This window comes from Streptomyces sp. HNM0645 (assembly GCF_030056615.1).
Lineage (GTDB): Bacteria > Actinomycetota > Actinomycetes > Streptomycetales > Streptomycetaceae > Streptomyces > Streptomyces marianii.
On the sequence record NZ_JASHLT010000001.1, the window covers coordinates 159,271 to 179,913 of the forward strand.

General features: G+C 71.4%; 15 protein-coding genes and 3 pseudogenes. 2 read left to right on the forward strand and 16 right to left on the reverse strand.

The window, feature by feature from the left end; genetic code table 11:
• Positions 1–5: 5 nt before the first annotated feature.
• From QMZ92_RS00710 to QMZ92_RS00730, 5 genes are all read right to left on the reverse strand, one after another.
• Positions 6–971: an HpcH/HpaI aldolase/citrate lyase family protein gene (locus QMZ92_RS00710; RefSeq protein ID WP_283295232.1), complete on the reverse strand. Its 966-nt coding sequence runs from the start codon at positions 969–971 to the stop codon at positions 6–8.
• Positions 968–2,980, reverse strand: coding sequence for an ethylmalonyl-CoA mutase (locus tag QMZ92_RS00715; protein ID WP_283295233.1), 2,013 nt, complete (start codon positions 2,978–2,980; stop codon positions 968–970). Before QMZ92_RS00715 ends, QMZ92_RS00710 begins: the two co-directional genes overlap by 4 nt.
• A 16-nt stretch (positions 2,981–2,996) precedes the next feature.
• Positions 2,997–4,334 (reverse strand): crotonyl-CoA carboxylase/reductase, encoded by a 1,338-nt coding sequence (gene ccrA / locus QMZ92_RS00720; RefSeq protein ID WP_283295234.1) that lies wholly within the window; start codon positions 4,332–4,334, stop codon positions 2,997–2,999.
• 888 nt (positions 4,335–5,222) lie between these two features.
• Positions 5,223–6,053, reverse strand: a complete 831-nt coding sequence (locus tag QMZ92_RS00725; RefSeq protein WP_283295235.1) for a TetR family transcriptional regulator — start codon at positions 6,051–6,053, stop codon at positions 5,223–5,225.
• Positions 6,054–6,345: 292 nt separating this feature from the next.
• Positions 6,346–8,127 (reverse strand): 3-hydroxyacyl-CoA dehydrogenase family protein, encoded by a 1,782-nt coding sequence (locus tag QMZ92_RS00730; RefSeq protein WP_283295236.1) that lies wholly within the window; start codon positions 8,125–8,127, stop codon positions 6,346–6,348.
• 678 nt (positions 8,128–8,805) lie between these two features.
• Here QMZ92_RS00730 and QMZ92_RS00735 point away from each other — a divergent pair.
• Entirely contained in the window at positions 8,806–9,381 is a 576-nt protein-coding gene (locus QMZ92_RS00735) for a HEAT repeat domain-containing protein (protein WP_283295237.1), read from the forward strand.
• Here the strand turns inward: QMZ92_RS00735 and QMZ92_RS00740 are convergent.
• The 3 genes and pseudogenes from QMZ92_RS00740 to QMZ92_RS00750 form a co-directional block, all read right to left on the reverse strand.
• Positions 9,330–9,788, reverse strand: a complete 459-nt coding sequence (locus QMZ92_RS00740) for a GNAT family N-acetyltransferase (protein WP_349307694.1) — start codon at positions 9,786–9,788, stop codon at positions 9,330–9,332. The genes QMZ92_RS00735 and QMZ92_RS00740 overlap by 52 nt on opposite strands.
• A gap of 280 nt (positions 9,789–10,068) precedes the next feature.
• Positions 10,069–11,658: an alpha/beta hydrolase gene (locus QMZ92_RS00745; RefSeq protein ID WP_283295238.1), complete on the reverse strand. Its 1,590-nt coding sequence runs from the start codon at positions 11,656–11,658 to the stop codon at positions 10,069–10,071.
• A gap of 204 nt (positions 11,659–11,862) precedes the next feature.
• Positions 11,863–12,282: pseudogene (locus tag QMZ92_RS00750) on the reverse strand (radical SAM family protein); the annotation flags it as partial.
• 206 nt (positions 12,283–12,488) lie between these two features.
• Between QMZ92_RS00750 and tpg the strand changes: the two are divergent.
• A pseudogene (tpg, locus tag QMZ92_RS00755) lies at positions 12,489–12,836 on the forward strand (telomere-protecting terminal protein Tpg); the annotation flags it as partial.
• Positions 12,837–12,852: 16 nt separating this feature from the next.
• On the opposite strand, the gene rbsD reads toward tpg, so the two are convergent.
• The 8 genes and pseudogenes from rbsD to QMZ92_RS00795 all read right to left on the reverse strand — a co-directional run.
• Complete coding sequence (gene rbsD / locus QMZ92_RS00760; protein WP_283295239.1) at positions 12,853–13,248, reverse strand: D-ribose pyranase; 396 nt, start codon at positions 13,246–13,248, stop codon at positions 12,853–12,855.
• Positions 13,206–14,249, reverse strand: coding sequence for a ribokinase (locus tag QMZ92_RS00765; protein ID WP_283295240.1), 1,044 nt, complete (start codon positions 14,247–14,249; stop codon positions 13,206–13,208). Before QMZ92_RS00765 ends, rbsD begins: the two co-directional genes overlap by 43 nt.
• Complete coding sequence (locus QMZ92_RS00770) at positions 14,242–15,078, reverse strand: ATP-binding cassette domain-containing protein (RefSeq protein ID WP_283295241.1); 837 nt, start codon at positions 15,076–15,078, stop codon at positions 14,242–14,244. The genes QMZ92_RS00765 and QMZ92_RS00770 overlap by 8 nt, the downstream gene beginning before the upstream one ends.
• A 12-nt stretch (positions 15,079–15,090) precedes the next feature.
• Entirely contained in the window at positions 15,091–16,050 is a 960-nt protein-coding gene (locus tag QMZ92_RS00775) for an ABC transporter permease (protein ID WP_283295242.1), read from the reverse strand.
• A gap of 7 nt (positions 16,051–16,057) precedes the next feature.
• Positions 16,058–17,134, reverse strand: coding sequence for a sugar ABC transporter substrate-binding protein (locus QMZ92_RS00780; RefSeq protein WP_283295243.1), 1,077 nt, complete (start codon positions 17,132–17,134; stop codon positions 16,058–16,060).
• Positions 17,135–17,440: 306 nt separating this feature from the next.
• Positions 17,441–18,484 (reverse strand): LacI family DNA-binding transcriptional regulator, encoded by a 1,044-nt coding sequence (locus QMZ92_RS00785; RefSeq protein ID WP_283295244.1) that lies wholly within the window; start codon positions 18,482–18,484, stop codon positions 17,441–17,443.
• A 663-nt stretch (positions 18,485–19,147) separates the two neighbouring features.
• Positions 19,148–19,849 (reverse strand): IS3 family transposase, encoded by a 702-nt coding sequence (locus QMZ92_RS00790; protein WP_283295245.1) that lies wholly within the window; start codon positions 19,847–19,849, stop codon positions 19,148–19,150.
• 417 nt (positions 19,850–20,266) lie between these two features.
• Positions 20,267–20,518 (reverse strand): annotated as a pseudogene (locus tag QMZ92_RS00795) (Rv2578c family radical SAM protein); the annotation flags it as partial.
• Positions 20,519–20,643: the final 125 nt, after the last annotated feature.

A 20,643-nucleotide genomic window follows, 5' to 3' on the forward strand; every position in this document is an offset into this window, starting at 1 on the left:
GGTGCTCACGCCTCCGGGGCTTCGAACTTCGAGGTACGGGTCATACCGGCGGCGCGGCCCTTGCCGGAGATGACCAGGGCCATCTTGCGGCTGGCCTCGTCGATCATCTCGTCGCCGAGCATCGCCGAGCCCTTCTTCCCGCCGGCCTCGGACGTGTAGTACTCGTACGCGTCCAGGATCAGCTCGGCGTGGTCGTAGTCCTCCTGGGAGGGGGAGAAGATCTCGTTGGACGCCTCCACCTGGCCCGGGTGCAGCACCCACTTGCCGTCGAAGCCCAGGGCGGCGGCGCGCTGTGCGACCTCGCGGTACCCGTCGATGTTGCGGATCTGGAGGTAGGGGCCGTCGATCGCCTGCAGGTTGTTGGCGCGGGCGGCCATGAGGATCTTCATCAGGATGTAGTGGTAGGCGTCCGCCGGGTAGCCGGGCGGCTGCTCGCCGACGACCAGGGACTTCATGTTGATGGAGGCCATGAAGTCGGCCGGGCCGAAGATGATCGTCTCGACGCGCGGCGACGCCTGGGCGATCGCGTTGACGTTGTTGAGGCCCTGGGCGTTCTCGATCTGCGCCTCGATGCCGATCTTGCCGACCTCGAAGCCCATGGTCTTCTCGATCTGCGTGAGCAGCAGGTCGAGGGCGACGACCTGCTGGGCGTCCTGGACCTTCGGCAGCATGATGCAGTCGAGGTTCTGGCCGGCGCCCTCGACGACCGTGACGACGTCCCGGTAGGTCCACTGGGTCGTCCAGTCGTTCACCCGCACGACGCGGGTCTTGCCCGTCCAGTCGCCCTCGTTGAGGAACTTGACGATGGTGTGCCGGGCCTCCGGCTTGGCCAGCGGGGCACAGGCGTCCTCGAGGTCCAGGAAGACCTGGTCGGCAGGCAGCCCCTGGGCCTTCTCCAGGAAGCGCGGGTTCGAACCGGGCACCGCGAGGCAGGAGCGGCGCGGGCGCAGCCGGTTGACGGGGCTTGTCATGCGGGGACCTCCAGGGGGTCGAGCTTGTTCGCTTGGCGGATCTCGTCGACGATACGGCCGATGATCTCCGTGATGCCGAAGTCCTTCGGGGTGAAGACGGCGGCCACACCCGCACGCCTCAGTTCCTCGGCGTCGCCGTTCGGGATGATCCCGCCGACGACCACCGGGATGTCGGCGGCGCGCGCCTCACGCAGGCGCTCCAGCACGTCCGGCACCAGCTCGGCGTGCGAGCCGGACAGGATCGACAGACCCACGCAGTGCACGTCCTCGGCGAGGGCGGCGGCGACGATCTGCTCGGGCGTGAGCCGGATGCCCTGGTAGACCACCTCGAAGCCCGCGTCGCGCGCGCGTACGGCGATCTGCTCCGCGCCGTTGGAGTGCCCGTCCAGCCCCGGCTTGCCGACCAGCAGCCGCAGCCGGCCCGAGCCGAGCTCGTCGGCGGTGCGGGACACCTTCTCGCGGACCAGGGCGAGCGGCGTGCCCGCCTCGGCGGCGACGGCCACCGGGGCCGACGACACCCCGGTCGGGGCGCGGAACTCGCCGAAGACGTCCCGCAGTGCCCAGGCCCACTCGCCGGTGGTGACGCCGGCGCGGGCGCACTCGACCGTGGCGGCCATCAGGTTGGCGTCGCCCGCGGCCGCGGCCTTGAGCGCGGCCAGGGCGTCCTGGGCGCGGCTCTCGTCCCGGTTGTCGCGCCACTCGTGCAGCTTGGCCACGACCCGGGCCTCGTTCGCGGGGTCGACCGTCATGATCGCGGTGTCGAGGTCCGCGGTGAGCGGGTTGGGCTCGGTCGTCTCGAAGACGTTGACGCCGACGATCTTCTCGTCGCCGGCCTCGATCCGGGCCCGACGCTCGGCGTGCGAGGACACCAGCTGCGACTTCAGGTAGCCGGACTCGACGGCGGCCATGGCGCCGCCCATCTCCTGGATGTGTTCGATCTCGGCGAGCGAGTCCGCCACGAGGGCGTCCACCTTGGCCTCGATCACGTGCGAGCCGGCGAAGATGTCCTCGTACTCCAGCAGGTCGCTCTCGTGGGCGAGGACCTGCTGGATGCGCAGGGACCACTGCTGGTCCCAGGGGCGGGGCAGGCCGAGGGCCTCGTTCCACGCCGGGAGCTGGACCGCGCGGGCGCGGGCGTCCTTGGAGAGCGTCACGGCCAGCATCTCGAGGACGATGCGCTGGACGTTGTTCTCCGGCTGGGCCTCGGTCAGGCCGAGCGAGTTGACCTGGACGCCGTAGCGGAAGCGCCGCTGCTTGGCGTTCTCGATGCCGTAGCGCTCGCTCGTGATCTTCTCCCAGATGCGGCCGAAGGCGCGCATCTTGCACATCTCCTCGATGAAGCGGACGCCCGCGTTCACGAAGAAGGAGATCCGGGCGACGACATCGCCGAACTTCTCCTGCGGTACCTGGCCGGAGTCGCGCACCGCGTCCAGGACGGCTATCGCCGTGGACATCGCGTAGGCGATCTCCTGGACGGGTGTGGCCCCGGCCTCCTGCAGGTGGTAGCTGCAGATGTTGATCGGGTTCCACTTGGGGATGTTCGCCACCGTGTAGGTGATCATGTCGGTGGTCAGACGCAGCGACGGACCGGGCGGGAAGACGTGCGTCCCGCGCGACAGGTACTCCTTGACGATGTCGTTCTGCGTCGTCCCCTGGAGCCGGGTGGCGTCGGCGCCCTGCTCCTCCGCGACCACCTGGTAGAGCGCCAGCAGCCACATGGCGGTGGCGTTGATGGTCATCGAGGTGTTCATCTGCTCCAGGGGGATGTCCTGGAACAGCCGCCGCATGTCACCGAGGTGCGAGACCGGCACCCCGACCCGGCCGACCTCGCCGCGGGCGAGGACGTGGTCGGGGTCGTACCCGGTCTGCGTCGGCAGGTCGAACGCGACCGACAGACCGGTCTGGCCCTTGGCGAGGTTGCGCCGGTACAGCTCGTTGGACGCCTCGGCCGTGGAGTGACCCGCGTACGTGCGCATGAGCCACGGCCGGTCCTTCTGACGCTCTGTCATCTGATGGACCTCTGACTCAGATGTTCCGGAAGCGGTTGATGGCGTCGAGGTTCTCGGCGCGCATCTCCTCGTCGCGCACGCCCAGGCCCTCCTCGGGCGCCAGGCAGAGCACGCCGACCTTGCCCTGGTGCACGTTGCGGTGGACGTCGTGGGCGGCCTGTCCCGTGTCCTCCAGCGAGTACACCTTCGACAGGGTCGGGTGGATCTTGCCCTTGGCGATGAGGCGGTTGGCCTCCCAGGCCTCGCGGTAGTTGGCGAAGTGGGAGCCGATGATGCGCTTCAGCGACATCCACAGGTAGCGGTTGTCGTACTCGTGCATGTAGCCGGAGGTGGAGGCGCAGGTGGTGATGGTGCCGCCCTTGCGGGTGACGTAGACGCTCGCGCCGAAGGTCTCGCGGCCGGGGTGCTCGAAGACGATGTCGATGTCCTCGCCGCCGGTGAGTTCGCGGATGCGCTTGCCGAAGCGCTTCCACTCCTTCGGGTCCTGGGTCTGCTCGTCCTTCCAGAAGCGGTAGCCCTCGGCGTTGCGGTCGATGATGGCGTCGGCACCCATGGCCCGGCAGATGTCCGCCTTCTGCTCGCTGGAGACGACGCAGATCGGGTTGGCGCCGCCGGCCAGCGCGAACTGGGTGGCGTACGAGCCGAGGCCGCCGCTGGCACCCCAGATCAGGACGTTGTCGCCCTGCTTCATCGCCGCGCCGTTCCGCGAGACGAGCTGGCGGTAGGCGGTCGAGTTGACCAGGCCCGGTGCGGCGGCCTCCTCCCAGCTGAGGTGCTTGGGCTTCGGCATCAGCTGGTTCGACTTCACCAGCGCGATCTCGGCGAGGCCGCCGAAGTTGGTCTCGAAGCCCCAGATGCGCTGCTCGGGGTCGAGCATCGTGTCGTTGTGGCCGTCCGAGGACTCCAGCTCGACGGAGAGGCAGTGCGCGACGACCTCGTCGCCGGGGTTCCAGGCGTTGACGCCCGGGCCGGTGCGCAGCACGACGCCCGCGAGGTCCGAGCCGATGATGTGGTAGGGCAGGTCGTGGCGCTTGGTGAGCTCGGAGAGCCGGCCGTAGCGCTCCAGGAAGCCGAAGGTCGACAGAGGCTCGAAGATCGAGGTCCACACGGAGTTGTAGTTCACCGAGCTGGCCATCACGGCCACCAGGGCCTCACCGGGTCCGAGCTCGGGGACCGGGACCTCGTCGAGGTGCAGGGACTTGCGCGGGTCCTTCTCGCGCGTGGTGAGTCCCGCGAACATCTCGGTCTCGTCCTTGTGCACGGTGACCGCCCGGTACGACTCGGGGAGCGGCAGTGCGGCGAAGTCGGCGGACGTGGAGTCCGGCGACTGGATCGCGTCCAGGATTTCCTTCACGGTGTGCCTCCGGCGAATGGTGTCCCCCCGGCCCGGAGCCGGGGGAGGCGTCTCGCGGACGAGAGCGCTGAGGGGAACGTCGGGGAGTGCTGCTTCTGTGGAGGTGTGCCGTCGGTTCGGCGGGTGGTGCTGGCAGCGCTGGTGTGCGCGGGAGGTTGCCTGTGACGCAGGCGTCCGGGCGCGCGAGCCGTGGGGCTTGCGGGGACAGCCGGCGTACGAGAGTTCTCTGCACGCCGGCCGCCCGGACAACTTCAACGTATGGCACGCCGTGCCAGCTCGCAAGACACTGCGTGCCAACAATTTCACTCACATGCAATCTCCGTGTCACACATGAGCGATGATCGATCGAATTCGGGGCTGACCTGCGTAAACGGCCCTCCCGACAGGTGTTGCGGTTGCGCGGAGTGCCTGTCCGTGTCCGCTCGGTGGCCGCGGTGTGGTCTATGTCATGGACGCGCCCCTGGCTCCGGTGTCGCCCTCGGGTTCCCGGCCGGACCCGCGGCGGCCCTCGCCGGGATCCGTCCGGTGATGGCCGGCCGGGGAGCGCACAGGTGGTGATGCGGGGTCACGGGGACGGCCTCGGGCGCCGCCGGACTGCGGAACTCGTGCCGCTCGCAGCCGTGTTCGTGGAGGACGGGCCGGCGGTCGCGTCCCGCATGCCGCAGCCGTCCGGCGGGCCCGGCCGGTTCGCGTCGGCGAGCCCCCGCGCGGTCGGCGCGCCGTGTCCCGGTTCCCGCGCGGCGTGAGCGCGCCGGGCCGTCCGCGGTCGGCGGGCCGGGATCAGGCCGGCGCAAGGAGCCCGGCGTCCCGGAGCCGGGCGTCCCGGAGCCGGAGGAACCGTACGCCCCGGAGGGCAGCGGCACGGCCGGGCCGCCCGGCGCGACGCCGTCAGCGGCGGCGCAGCGCTTCCTCGATCGTGCGCATCACCTCGGGCAGCGGGGCGTCCGTGCGGGCCACCGCGACCAGGACCTCGTCGCCCGTCCGCACCTGCGCGGCGGCGGGGGCGCGTTCCGCCCCGGCGCGGCCCGCGCCGATACCGGAGCCGAACGTCTCGCGGACGATGGCGAAGGCGTGGTCGAGCTGGGCCTCCACATCGCCCTGGCCGCCCGCCCGCAGCCAGCGCCTCAGCACATGGTTGTGCGCGGTGACCACCGCGGACGCCGCGACTTCGGCGAGCAGCGGGTCGTCGTTGCCGTAGTGGTGGTCGCGCTCGTCGAAGTGGCCCAGCAGATAGCGGGTGAAGAGCCGCTCGTAGCGGGCCACCGAGGCGATCTCCCGCTCCCGCAGCGTCGGTACCTCGCGGGTCAGGCGGTACCGCTCGACGGACACCGCGGGAGACGCCGCGTACATCTTCATGACTTCCTTGATGCCCCGGCACACCGTGTCGAGCGGGTGCTCATGGGCCGGAGCGGCGTTCAGCACGGCCTCGGCCCGCACGAGCGTGTCGTCGTGGTCGGGGAAGATCGCCTCTTCCTTGGAGCGGAAGTGCCGGAAGAAGGTGCGCCGGGCGACCCCGGCCGCCGCCGCGATCTCGTCGACGGTCGTCGCCTCGTACCCCTTGGTCGCGAACAGCTCCATCGCGGCCGCCGCCAGTTCCCGGCGCATCTTGAGCCGCTGGGCGGCGGCGCGGCTGCCCGCGGCGCTCTCGGGGGCGTCGGACGTCGCGGGCGCGGCGGAGTTCCGGGTGGTGCGTCGGTGGGCGTCAGCGGGCTGGGACATGCCCTGAACGTACTGCATCCGCGCAGGGGGTTGCGCCTCCAGGGGAGGGCTGCCCGCTCCGTCCAGCAGCCCGCCCCAGGCCGGGCGGCCGGCACCGGGGTCCGCGGCGTCGCGGGCCGACGGTTGCCGCCCGGCTGCGTCGTCGTCGCGCGCAGCGAGTCCCCCAAGGCCCTTCGGGCCCGGGAGGGGCCCCCGGCGCTCTCCTCCTCCGCCTTGCCGGGCTCGGCCCTCGACCCGCTCGCCGACCCGGGCTCCCCGCCGTCGGCCGCCCGCTCCGTTCGCGCGGCCGGAATCAGCGCCGGGCATATTCGCGGAAGCCGCGGCCCGTCTTGCGGCCCAGGCAGCCCGCGGCCACGAGGTGCTCGAGCAGCGGCGCCGGGGCCAGACCCGGGTCACGGAACTCCCGGTGCAGCACCTTCTCGATGGCGAGGGAGACGTCGAGACCGACCACGTCGAGCAGTTCGAAGGGCCCCATCGGGTATCCGCCGCCGAGCTTCATCGCCGCGTCGATGTCGTCGAGGGTCGCGTAGTGCTCCTCCACCATCTTGATCGCGTTGTTCAGGTACGGGAACAGCAGGGCGTTCACGATGAAGCCGGCGCGGTCGCCGCAGTCGACGGCGTGCTTCCTGATCCTCGCCGTCACCCCGCGAACCGTGGCGTGGACGTCGTCCGAGGTCAGGACCGTACGGACCACCTCGACGAGCTTCATCGCCGGGGCCGGGTTGAAGAAGTGCATCCCGATGACGTCCTGGGGCCGCGAGGTGGCCCGGGCGCAGGCGACCACGGGCAGTGAGGACGTCGTGGTGGCGAGGACCGCGCCCGGCTTGCAGACCTTGTCGAGCGTCGCGAACAGCTGCTGCTTGACCTCGAGGTCCTCGGCGACCGCCTCCAGCGCCAGATCGACCTCGGCGAAGGCGTCCAGCGACCCGGCCGGAGTGATCCGCGCCAGCGTCTCGTCCCGGGCCTCGGCCGTCAGCCGCCCCTTGTCGACGGAGCGCGAAAGCGACTTGGCGATACGGGACTTGGCGGTCTCCGCCTTCTCCTGGCTGCGGGCGGCGAGGACCACGTCGTAACCGGCCTTCGCGAAGACCTCCGCGATCCCGCTGGCCATCGTGCCGGAACCGGCCACGCCGACCGAGCTCACCGGGCGGCCGCCGGCGGACTGTGCGGTCTCCAGCGGGGTCAGCGCGTCGCGGACGACCGTGCCGCTGTCCGGGGCCTCGTAGGTGTAGAAGCCGCGGCCCGACTTGCGGCCGGTCAGTCCCGCCTCGCTGAGCTGCTTCAGGATCGGCGCGGGAGCGTGCAGCCGGTCGTGGGACTCGGCGTACATGGCATCGAGGACGGTGCGGGCCGTGTCGATGCCGATCAGGTCGAGCAGCGCCAGCGGGCCCATCGGCAGCCCGCAGCCCAGCTTCATCGCGGCGTCGATGTCCTCGCGGGAGGCGTACTTCGCCTCGTACATGGCGGCGGCCTGGTTGAGGTAGCCGAAGAGCAGCCCGTCCGCGACGAATCCGGGACGGTCGCCGACGGCGACCGGCTCCTTGCCGAGGTCGTGGGCGAGCGCGGTGACGGCCTCCACGGCCTGCGGGGCGGTCAGCACCGAGGAGACCACCTCGACCAGGCGCATCGCGGGCGCCGGGTTGAAGAAGTGCATGCCGAGAACCCGCTCGGGGTGCGCCGAGTCGGCGGCGAGCCGGGTCACGGACAGCGCGTTGGTGCCGGTGGCGAGGATCGCCCCGGGGCGGACGACGGCGTCGAGCTCCCGGAAGACCTGCTGCTTCAGCTCGTACGACTCGGGCACGACCTCGATCACGAGGTCGGCCTCGGCCGCCGCCTGGAGGTCGGAGAAGGTACGGAAACGGGCCAGGACGTTCCGCCGCTCCTCCTCGGTGAGGCGCTCGCGCTGCACGGCGCGTGCGGTGGACGCTTCGAGGGCGGCGACGGCGTGGCGCGCGGCGGTCTCGCTGACGTCGATGCCGATGACCTCACGCCCGGCCCGGGCGAGCACCTCGGCGATACCGGTGCCCATGGTGCCGAGACCGACGACGGCAATGGTGGAGAGAGGGGTGTCCATCACGGGACTCCAGGAGTGAGTGACGACTGAGGGAGGGCGTACGTGCCGCAGGGCGCCGAAGGCGGTCCGCGTCCGCGGACCGGAGGGGCGCGCGGCACGCGCAGAGTGCGTGTCGCGATGAAGGTGGCGACGGACCCTGTCCCGGAGTCACGCCGTACTGAACTGCCGAACCGACCGACTCTCCCGGGCCGTGGGGCCGGGGAGTCACCCCCGAGCGGCTGCGTCACCAGGCCGCCGAGAGCAGAGCGGGTGTTGCCCGCTCACATGAGATTAACTCGCGGGTAACGAGCGCGCCAGCCCTGCGCGGATGTGATCTGCGCCGCCACCGGGCGAACCGCGCCAGGCGGAACGACGGGCCGCGTTCGTGGACGGCCGGCTACCGGGCCGGTCCGCGGTTCCGGTGCCTTCAGGGCGTGCGGCGTGCGCTGTCCCGATCCCCCCGGGGCGGGGGTGCGGGGTGGCCGTGGGCCCCGGCGCGCGGGCCGCTGCCCGGGGAGGGGGCGGGCCTGCGGCCGGGTCCGCGCCGGGTGACGGCGGGGCCGCGTCGCACGGGTGAGCGGGTCTACGGCCGGGTCGGCAATCCCCGGCGGACCGGGTCGATCGCGCGGCCGCGTCCGCCCGGGGTGGCGATCCGCGAAGAGCCCCACCGGCCGCGGGCGCGGGCCCTAGGCTGCTCGCATGGACGCGGATCTCGAGGATCTTGCCCGCCGCACACGCCGCGAGCTGACCGGGCCGGCGGACGACGAACTGCACAGGCGGCTGACCGCGATAGCGGATCCCGACGCCCTGGCCACCGCGCTGACCCAGACCCAGCTGCCGCTGTGGGCGCGGGAGATAGCCGCATTCCGACTCGGCTGTGCCGGCGACCGCCGTTCCTTCGAACCGCTCGTGCTGCTGCTCAACCACCGGGATCCGGAACGCTGCCTCTCCGCCTCCCGCGCTCTGAGCAGGCTCGGCGATCCCCGTACCGCGGCGGCCGCCGCCGCCCTCGCGACCAACGAACTGCGCGTCGCCTACGCCCTCGTCCCCGTACGGCTCCTCACCACCCTGCGCGCACCCGAGTCCGCGCCGGCGCTCATCACCACCCTGGGCCGGAGACTCGCCCCCGGCGACCCGCACTGGCGCGTCGCCCTCGCCTGCGTGGAGGGGCTCGGAGCACTCGCCGACGAGCGCGCCCGTCCGGTCCTGGAGTCCGCGCTGGCTCACCCCCGACTGTCCGCCGCCGCCTCCGCGGCACTCAGCCGCCTGCGGTAACGCAACTCGGGCACGGCGACACCGGCCACTTCGAACGACTCCTCCGCCCCGTCGGCCAGGAATCCCGCCCTCTCGTAGAAACGGCGCGCCCGCCGGTTCTCCCGGAGCACCCACGGCAGCAGCGCCTGCCTGCCGTCCGACTCGGCCCGGGCCGTCAGGGCATCCAGCAGCGCCCGGCCCACGCCCGTGCCGATCCGGTCCGGCCGGACGTAGAGCGCGTACACCTCGCCGTCGGCGGTCGTCGTGCCCTCGTCGCGGTACGGCCCGCAGCACCCCCAGCCGGCCACCGCGCCGGCGGACTCCGCGACCAGGTGCACCACGCCGGCGCCCTCGGCGGCGGCCAGACGGGCCCGGTGCCGCTCGGCGTCGTCCGCCTCGTCCATGGCGTCGAGGTACGACCGCGGCATGAGCCTGGCCTAGGCGTGCCGCCAGCCGCCGACCCGGACGGCGGCGACCGCCTCGCAGTCGGCTTCCGACATCTCCCTGACGAAAATCCCCGTGTGGCCCACCGGCCCCGGGGCGCTGCCGCGGCCGGTGGCGAGGGGAGGGATGCGGCCCGCGTTCACGGGCCCCATCCTGGCGCACGCCACCGACAGCGCGCCACCGGGATTTCCCGCCGGCGATGCCGGGCCCGACCACCCGGTATCGCCGGGCGCGAACCGGGCGACGCGCTGTCGGACCGGTACGTCAGTTGCGGTGACCGAGGATCCGGTGCAGCGCGGCACCGGCCCTGTCCGCATCCGGCAGGCCCTTGCGCAACCCCGGCTTCAGCGGCTTCGGCTCCTTCCCCGTCGCGCAGAACGCGTCCGCCTCGCCCGTGGCCGCGGCCGGAGGGAGCTTCCCGGTGGCCAGGTAGTCCGTCACATGGCGGTCCATGCAGGCGTTCCCGCTCAGCGAGGTCGCGTGGTTGCCGCCACCCTGCTCGACGACGAGCCGGGAGCCCCGCAGTGCGCGGTGGACGGTGACGGCCCCCTCGTACGGGGTCGCCGCGTCGTCCGTGGCCTGGAGGATCAGCACCGGCGGCACCTTGTCGTTGGTGACGTCCGTCCGGTCGAGTGGTGCCACGGGCCAGAACAGACACGGGGCGTTGTACCAGGCATTGTTCCAGGTGGAGAACGGGGCCTTGGCGTGGGCAGCCCGGTTGTCCAGGAGCCAGGTGCCCCAGTTCCGGGGCCAGGCGGCGTCCCTGCACTGCACCGCCGCGTAGACGGAGTAGGCGTTCTCGCCCTTCTTGTCGACCGCGGCGAAGGTCCGGTACACCTCCAGCAGCGGCCCGGTGTCCCGGCCGCGGGCGAATGCCGCGAACGCGTCCGCGAGGTACGGCCAGAAGCCGTTGTAGTAGCCGCCCGGCAGGAAGGTGTCCTCGAGTTCGGCCGGACCGACCTCGCCCCCCACGGGCGCCTTGGCGAGGGAGGCGCGCATCGCGTACCACGCGGCCTCCACCCGCGCCGGGTCGCTGCCGAGCCGGTACGTCGTGTGGTGCTTCGCCACCCAGGCGGTGAACGCCTTGTGGCGCGCGTCGAATCCAAGGTTCTGGGCCAGGTTGGCGCGGTACCAGACCTTGTCCGGGGCGACCACGGAGTCGAGCACCGCGCGTCGCACGCGCCCGGGGAAGTGCTTGGCGTACACGGCCCCGAGGTAGGTGCCGTAGGAGTACCCGAGATAGTTGATCCTGGCGGCCCCCAGGGCCTGCCGGACGAGGTCGAGGTCCTTCGCCATGCTGACCGTGCTCATGTGGGGCAGCAGTTCGGCGTGCCGGGTCGCACAGCCCAGGGCGAAGGATCGGGCCCTGGAGAGATTCGCCAGCTCGGTCTTCCGGTCCAGCGGCAGCGAGTCGGGGCGTACCGGCTCGAAGTGCCCGGGACGGCAGTCGAGCGCCGGACGCGACCTGCCCACCCCGCGGGGGTCGAAGCCGATCACGTCGTACTGCGCAGCCAGACCGGCGGGCAGCGAGGCGGCGACGAACCCGGCGGTCTTCAGCCCGGAGGCGCCCGGACCGCCCGGGTTGACCAGCAGCGGCCCCTGGAACGTCTTCGCCGTGTGCCGGATCCGCGACAGCGCGAGCGTGATCTTCGTACCCTGCGGCTCGTCGTGGTCCAGCGGCACCTGGAGCGAGGCGCATTCGAGCCTCGGGTGCTCCTCGGTCGCGCAGCCGGCCCATTTCAGCGCCGCGGCGTGCGGGGCCACGGGGCCCGCGGTCGCGGCGGACGGCGCACCGGTCACCAGTCCGGCCACCGTCGCCCCCATGGCGACCAGCACTCCTGCCCGTCTCTTCACATGTCCTCCCGGGATGGCGGGGCGCGCCCGGGCGGCAGAGCCCCGGGGCAGATTTCCCCGATATCAACCGGTGAGGCATTATTCGCTGGGAAACGACCCGTTTGGTGAGTATCTGCTCGGCTCTGGGTGGACCGGACGGGCGTCGGGTCGGGCACGCTGCGGGCGTCGGGTGTGTCCCGGGCGGTGTTCAGAGCAGGGTGAGCTGGGTGGCGCGGGCTCGGCGAGGGAGGGCTCCGCCGGGGGCGGGATGCGCCTCGGCCCGCCCCGCCGTGCCGGTCCGATGCCGAACTCCGCCGCCGGCTCGTGCACATGACGGGTGATGCGCCGCTGGTACCACTTGGGGGCGTAGGCGCCCTCCGCGTAGAGCCGTTCGCAGCGGCGCACCAGGTGCGGGTGGTCCCGTGCCAGCCAGGCCGTGAACCACTCGCGCGCGCCGGGCCGCAGATGCAGCACCAGCGGGGTCACGGACGTCGCCCCCGCCGCGGCGACCGCCCGTACGGTCGCGCGCAGCTGGTCCGGGTGGTCGCCGAGGAAGGGGATCACCGGTGCCATCAGCACCGCGCAGTCGACGCCGTGGTCCGCGAGCGTCCGGACCGCATCGAGCCGCCGCTCCGGTGCCGGTGTTGTCGTTCCTGCAGGGGGAGACCTGGGCGCGGCTGGAGTGTCGCTCGTCATCTGCGGCACCTACGGCTACCCACGCATCCACCAGGTGATCCCGGCGGCTCCGTGGACCTCGATTCCCTGGACGAGCTGACCGACACTGAGGAACCAGAGCCGTGGGACGCACCACGGGCGCCGATGCGCTGGCCGCCCGCACTTCGTGGCTGTGAGGCAGCGCGAAGGCCGTCGCGCAGGAACTCGGCGTCACCGCCGATTCCGTGAACCGCTACTGGCGCGGCGCCCGCAAGCACGCCCGCGCCGACATCGCCGCGGGGATCGACGAAGCGGTGCGGGCCCGCTGGCAGCCGCAGGTGCGCAGGCGCCGACAGCGCCAGGCCGCAACCACCGGCGGGATCACGGTGGAGACGAGGGCCCGTTTCGGGTACACCGGGCCGGTCGGCACGACCGACGACGGACGCTTCCGGCGGCTCGCCGGGCACCTTCCCTCTGCGTACGCGCAACGCCTGTTCGACGCCCGCAACACAGGCGCCAGCGACCAGGAGACGCGGGGGCTCATCGTCACGCAGGCGGCAGTCACGGGGTGAAGGGGACCCCCGCGCGGCAGATCACGTTGGCGTAGAAGGTGTCCTCACCCGTCCGTACGGCGAACTTGACGTCCCGGACCCTGGCCTTGAACTCGTCGTGGTCGACGAGTTCGGGGTCGAGCCCGAAGGAGCGCAGGCCGGTGTGGACGGTGAGGTTGACCTCGCGGACCTTGTCGGTCACCCAACTGTGCTCGACAACGATCTCGTGGAGCACGGTCTGGACGACGTCCAGGAACGGGGAGCGGCCGTACCGGTAGCCGAGATCCACGACGGGGGTGTCGGGTGCCAGGGGGAGCCCGGCGTCGCTGATCACGAAGGTGTCGGTGTGGCGGAGACCGGCGATCAGCCCGGCCAGCTCGCGGTGGATGATGCCGCTGCGTTGCACGGGTTCAGTCCTCTTCGGTAGGGGGAGTGGTGGGGGTGAGGGCGCGCAGCGTGGCCAGGTCGGCGTGCTGTTGGGGCGCGCCGGAGACGTACGGCCAGGGAGCCCGCGGCGATGCCCAGGCGGGCGGCGTCCAGGAGCGAGTCACCGGCGGCGAGCCGGGCGGCGAGCACCCCGGCGAAGGCGTCACCGGCGCCCGTGGTGTCCACGACGGTCGCGGGGACGGCCGGGAGCGCGGTGGAGAGGCCGTCGGCGTCGGTGACGACCGCGCCCGCCTCGCCCAGGGTGGTGACCACGGCCTTGGCACCACGGGCGCGCAGCGCGTCGTGAGCCTTCCGCGCGGCCGCGGCCTCCGGCGTACCCTCCGCCCCCTCCGTCTCCAACTGCCCTGACACCACCGCCTGTTCGTGCTCGTTCACGATGAGCACGTCACAGCGGGCGATCAGGTCGTCGGGGAGTTCGGCGGCAGGCGCGGCGTTGAGGAGGAACCGGCCCCGGCAGGTGTCCGCCGCGCGTCGTACGATGTCCAGCGGGATCTCCAACTGGGCCAGTACGACGGCCGCTTGAGCCCCGAGGCCCTCGGTGGGGTCGCCCTCGGACGGCCACTGGTGGTTGGCTCCGGCGACCACCACGATGGTGTTGTCCCCGGCCGCCGTGGTGATCCACGCGGTACCGGTCTCGGCGCCGGGCACCGTGGTCACCGCCTCGACGTCCACTCCGCCGGCGACCAGCCGGGCACGGGCCCGGTCCGCCTCGGCGTCCTCGCCCACCCGGGCGATCATCGCCGTACGAACGCCTCCGGAGGCCGCCGCAGCCGCCTGGTTGGCGCCCTTGCCGCCGAGGGTGACGTACGCGGTACGGCCGAGGAGGGTCTCGCCGGGGGAGGGGAAGGCGTCGGCGACGACGACGTGGTCGATGTTCACCGAGCCGATCACCACGACGAGGGGTGACGTACCCGTCAGGGGCTCGGGTGCGGGGGCGGATGAGGGACCGGCCTCAGGCATGCGCGTCCCCATGCACGGCCCCGGTGATCAGCCCGACCAGCTCGTCACCCGTGGTGGCAGAGACGGCCCGCCGCGCGGCAGTCTGGCCTCGGCGCAGTACGTACGCGGTGTCGGCGACCCGGAGCACCTGCGCCATGTCGTGGCTGATCAGCAGCACGGTCACCGACGCCTCGCGGAGCCGGTCGATGAGCTCCTCCACGGCCGCCGTCTCCCGGACGCCCAGCGCAGCGGTCGGCTCGTCCATGATGACCAGGGTGCGGCCCCAGTTGGCCGCGCGGGCGATGGCGATGCACTGCCGCTGACCGCCCGACATCCGCCGTACGGTGGCCCGTACGTTCGGGACGTTCACGTCCAGCCGGGACAGGATGGCGCGGCTCTGGGCGATCATGGACTTCTTGTCCAGCACCCGGAACGGGCCGAAGCCTCTGGTCAGCTCGTGGTTGAGGTAGAGGTTCTGCCAGACCGGGAGGTCCTCGATGAGGCCGAGGGTCTGGTACACCGTCTCGATGCCCAACTGCCGGGCGTCGTCGGGGGAGTGGAACCGGATATGCTCGCCCCGGAAGCGGATCTCGCCGGCGTCCGGCGGGTGCACACCGGTCAGACAGCGCACCAGCGTGGACTTGCCCGCGCCGTTGTCGCCGAGCAGCGCGGTGACCTCGCCGGGAGCCAGCTTCAGGTTCACGCCCTGGAGCGCGTGGACCGCGCCGAAGGACTTGCGCAGCCCGGTGATCTCCACGAGCGGGGAGATGACTTGACTGGCCGAGGCGGCGTTCTGGCTGGCCGGGGCGGCGGCGGATGTGCCCGTCGCACGGGCCGGAGTGTCCGTCATGGCTGGCTTCTCCTACTTCTGGAACCGGGAGATGAAGGCCGCGCCGAGTACGACGGAGCCGACCGCGACGGGCTGGTAGTACTGCGAGATGCCGACCAGGGTGAAACCGTTGATGAGGCTCTGGAGCAGCAACGCGCCGGTCACCGTGCCGAGCACGGAGGCCTTCCCGCCGAACAGGCTGGACCCGCCGAGGACCACCGCCGCGATGGAGCTGAGCAGCAGGTCGGTCTGGAGGCTGGGGTCGGCGCCGCCCGTGCGGGCCACGAACAGCACGGCCGCGACCCCGCAGGCCAGCCCGGAACTCGCGTACGCGATCAGCCGGATACGGTCGACGTGGATGCCCACACCCCGCGCGGCCTCGATGTTGCCGCCGGTCGACAGCAGATAGGTGCCGGTACGGGTGCGGTAGAGAAGGAAGCCCACCAGCGCGGCCACCGCGAAGGCCAGTACCCAGAACCAGCGCAGCGGGCCGATGCCGTTGATCGCCAGACCGCGCAGGAAGTCCGAGTTCACGGGGACGGTGTTGCCGCTGGTCAACAGCAGGGTGAGACCGCTGACCACGGAGAGCGAGCCGAGGGTGACGATGAAGTCGGTCATGTTCAGCCGGGCCACCAGCAGACCGTTCACCACGCCTGCCGCCAGCCCGGCCAGCAGGGCCAGGCCGACGGAGACGGTCAGTCCCCAGCCACTGGTGTAGGCGTACCCGAGGACCGCCGCCGACCAGGGCAGGTTGGAGCCCACCGAGAGGTCGATACCGGCGACGGTGACCACCAGCTGCTGGCCCATGGCGAGGACCAGCAGGATCGAGGCGGACACCAGCAGGTCGCTGATGTTGGACGTGGTGAGGAAGTCGGGCGTGGCGATGAAGAAGACGAGGAACACCACGCCCAGCCCGATCGGGGCGGCGAACCGTGCCGCCGCCGCGAACGAGAAGTCCAGGCCGAGCCGTCCCGGCGCCAGGGTGTCAGCCATGATCAGCTCACTTCCCGGCCGAGGTGAGCGGGTTGTCGAACGGGACGAACGGCTGAGGGAAGGAGCTGATCGCCTTGTCCACGTTGCTGGAGTCGATCAGGGCGATCGGGGCGACGATCCGGGTGGGCACCTTCTTCTTGGCGACCAGGTTGATGCAGGCCTGCACGGCCAACTGGCCCTCGGCGTAAGGGTACTGGGAGATCGTGCCGCTGAGGGTGCCCGCCTTGACCGCCTTCAGTGCGGCGGTGATGCCGTCCACCGAGATGATGGAGACCTTGCCGGTCAGACCGGCGTTGCGGACCGCCTGCGCGGCGCCCAGACCCATGGTGTCGTTGGCGGCGAATATACCGGTGATCTTCGGGTGGGCCTTGAGGATGGCCTCGGTGACCGTCTGCGCCTTGGCCTGGTCGTAGTCGGCGGGTTGGGTGGCGACGATGTCCAGCTTGCCCGCGACCTTCTCCGAGAAGCCCTTCTGACGGTTGATGCCGTTCTGCTCACCGGCGATGCCCTGGAGGAGGGCCACCTCGCCCTTGCCGCCCATGAGCTTCAGCAGGGCCTCGCCCGCCTGCTCACCCGCCGCCAGGTTGTCCGAGCCGATGAACGAGGCGTACGACACCCCGGCCTGCTTGGAGGCCTTCGCGTCGATCTGGGTGTCCAGGTTGAGGATCGGGATCTTCTTCTGGGCGACCGGGACGAGCGGGGTGATCACGTTGGTGGCGTTGACCGGTACGACGCCGAAGCAATTGTAGTCCTGGCCCGCGAGGGTGGAGATCTTGGCGTTCTCACCCGTGCTGTCGGTCTCCGACGCGCCCGCCTGGACCTCCACCTTGACGCCCTGCTTCTTGCCCTCGGCTATCGCGCCGTCGCGCAGCGCCGCCCAGTAGGGGTTGGTGAAGTTCCGGGTGACGATGGCGATCTTCGCCTCGCCCGACTTGCTTTCGCTGCCGGAGCTGTCCCCGCCCCGGCCGCAACCGGCCACCACCAGCAGCATCGTCGCGGCGGCGGCGACAGCGGTGGCGGAACGGACTCTGCGTGCGGTGCGGTTGGCGGTGGCGCCGGAGTTGGCGGTGACGTTGGTGCTCATGGGTGTGCCTTTCGTCGCGTCATTGCGTAAAAACGGGGTGGGGGCGGCGCGGGGGGGTGGCCCGGACTCCGAGGCCGGGGGAGGCTGGGTCGGAGTCCGGGAGTCCGGGAGTCCGGGAGTCCGTAAGTCTGGGACCGGGGGCCGAGTTTGGGGTCGGGGCCAGGTGAGCCGGGGCCCACGGTGAGTTCGTAGTCCGTCGTACGGGTCAGGCGGTCGTACGAGTCGTACGCGGCGTACTTGTCGGGCATTTCGCCCCGAGCCGGGCGCCATGACCGGTCGCCCGCTCTAACCGCTCGCCCGCCGTCGCTATAAGCGCTTACCGATCATCGAATCGCCCCCGGCGGGGTCCGGGCAGCCGCAGGAGCCGCGGGCGATCAGGGTGGTGGGGTGGGTGATGCGCTGTACCGGGAGGGCCGGGTCGGCGATCTTGGCCAGGAGCCACTCGACGGCCGAGCGGCCCAGCTCGTCGAAGGGCTGCCGCATGGTGGTGAGCGCGGGCACCGTGTACTCGCTGCCGTCGATACCGTCGAAGGCGCAGACCGCCACGTCGTCGGGGACACGCAGCCCCAGTTCGGCGGCGGCGCGCAGGACGCCGATGGCCTGCTCGTCACTCGCCACGAAGAGCGCGTCCGGATGTGCCGCGTCCGCGAGCATCCGCCGGCCGGCCCGGTACCCGTCGGCCCGTCCGAACGGCACATGCGTCAGCGGCGCGTTCCCTGGATCCCGCCCGGCCTCGACGAGGGCCCGGCGCCAGCCCGCGACCCGGTCGACCGTCGGGTGCACGCCCTCCAGCCCGGCGATGCACCCGATCCGCTCCCGGCCGTGACCGAGCAGATGGGAGGTGGCCTGGTACGCGCCGCCCTCGTTGTCGGTGAGCACCCGGGTCGCCCCCGGCAGCTCCAACTCGCGGTCGAGCACCAGCCGGGGCACGGTCGTCTGGTCGGACAGCCCCGCGACCCAGCTGTGCGGGCCGTGGATCGGGACCACGATGAGCCCGTCCACCCGCCGGTCGAGCAGGGTCCGGATGTACGTCGCCTCACGGGCGTCGTCACCCATCGCGTTGCCCAGCAGCATCGTGTAGCCGGAGGCGAAGCCGACATCCTCGATGACGCGGGCCAGCTCGGCGAAGAAGGGGTTGGAATTGTCGGGCACGACCAGCCCGAAGGTCATGGTCCGCGAGGTCTTCAGGGACCGGGCCACCGCGTTGGGGCGGTAGCCGAGCTCGTCTATCGCCGCGAGGATCCGCTCACGGGTGGCGGGGGCGACCTTGCGGGGGCCGTTGTTGAGGACGTAGCTGACCAGGGCCTCGGAGGTGCCTGCCAGGCGCGCCACGTCGCGGCGAGTTGCCATCAGACCCTCCTTGGGCTCGGGCTGCGCTTTGTAAGTATCAACTCGTGTTGTCAACACGAGTTGATCCGGTTGCGTTGGATGAATATCGACCCCTGGCCCGCCGATGCGCAAGAGGTTGTTCGAAATCCTTTGGTAACGAGTTCGAAACCTTCCTTTGCAGGTGAAACCCGGGCGGGACCTTGATCATCACCTCGGTGATCACCTGATCATCGCGGCGGGATGAAATCCGCCGCCCCCGCGTTGGTGGCTTCCTGAGGACCACAACCAGGAGGTCACCGGCGTAGCAGCGCAACAAGGGGAGGCGCCCATAGCGGGCGGGACGGGCTGGGCGCGCAGGCTCGGCGGTGGACGTCCGCGTCGAGCACGAGATCCACGAGGCGTTGAGGCAGGTCATGGAGGGCCGCACCACCCTCCGCATCGCCCACCGCCGCTCCGCCCTGTACCGGCGCGGACTCCGGGGCCCGGGCCACCGGCTCGCGCGCCTTGGGTCCTTGAAGGCGGCCTTCTTCACCAGCACGTACGGTGGAGGGCTTCGTGCAGCGGGACGACCCACTCCCGCATCAGCTCCCGCCTCTCACGGGTCAGCCACCCGTAGGCGAGCCGGCTGGAAGGGGTTCGCCGCTCATCTGACGGAGACGTGTGCTGCCGACGGCCTCGACATGATCACGGATGAGGTTGGCGAGGAGGTTCCTCGAGGGCTGGGTGGCCCAGGCTGCGGTCGGGTGGGCGGTGACGCCGAGGATGTGCACGGTGCGGGGTGCCGACCTCCATGACCACGAAGGCGTACAGCCTGGTCAGCGTGGCGGTGCCCGCGTGGAAGAAGTCGGCGGCGAGCAGGCCGGAGGCCTGGGTGCGTACGAACTCGCGCCAGGTCGGGGCGCCGCGGCTTCGTCTGGGTGCGGGGCCGAGGCCCGCGCTGCGCAGGATGCGTCGGATGGTGGAGGCGCCGACGCGGTGGCCCAGGCGTCGCAGCTCGCCCTGGATACGGGTTGAGCCCCAGGTCGGGTTCTCGCGGGCCAGGCGCAGGATCAGGGTGGTGAGTTTCTCGGAGGTCGGCGGGCGGCCGGTCCGTGCTGGTTCCTGCTTCCACTTCCAGCGCAGTAGTCGCCGGTGCCAGGTGAGCAGGGTGGCGGGTGTGAACAGGCGGTGTCGGCGCAGCCGGGAGGGTAGGTGTCGGGCGAGGGCGGCGAGCACTGCGCGGTCCGGCCAGGTGAGGTGTGGCCGGGCGCCGAGCCGGCGGCGCAGCAGCGCGTTCTCGTGGCGCAGCGCGAGCAGCTCGGCGTCCTTGGTCTGCTGCGAGCGGGAGAGCAGCAGGAGCAGTCCGACGAGTCGGAGGAAGACCAGGTAGAGCATGCGCAATGCCATGGGGTCCGGGCTTGCCGTGATCGCCCGGGTTTCAGGCTACCGGTGGGGTGTGGAGTTCGTACTCCGCCGCGCTGAGCATGCCCAGCGCGGTCTGTACGGGCCGGTGCAGGACTACCTCGACGGCGTCCTGGGCGACTGACGCGTTCCTGAAGTGTGGCTGCTGCTGGTGCGTCGGTTACAGGCGCTTCGCTGTGCGGTCGCGCAGTAGCAGCCACTGACTCGCGTCGGCGCCGCCTGAGCGCGCGGACGGTGCATGCAGCAGCACGGCGTAAGCCGTCCTCTCCGCCTTGTTCGGCGCTGCATACCGGCCTGGCGCCTCCGGGGTCGGGAAGGACCTCGTCATGCCTTTCCAGGCCTTGTCCGCGTTCGGAGTGCTGAGCATCGGCCCTCCCGGGCTCAATAGGATCATGCAGTGAAGTACACGCATGCGTGTGTGCACCCGCGGTAGGGGTTCACCGTCCACTCGAACGGCATTCGGGAGGCTCCGGGCACCCGGTTCAGGACGGAGCGGGCCCGCACCTCGTGGAAGGTCATCCCCCGGAACTCCGGTGTGTCGAAGGTCCGGGTGGTCACGGCGTCCGTACCGAAAAGCGCGCTGCTCCCGGGCAGGGCGGGACCGTCAGGGTCCGTGGCGTTCAGGGCGTTCTCGGCGAGATTGTCCCAGCGCATGGGCGCCTCCTCGGTAGCGCTGACCATAGAATAGAACACGCGTTCCCTTAATTGCCGCAACCCCGAATTTGGGCGGCCGGGGCGGAGGTGGTTGGCTTGGTGCCACTGCAAGGGAACGAGCGCTG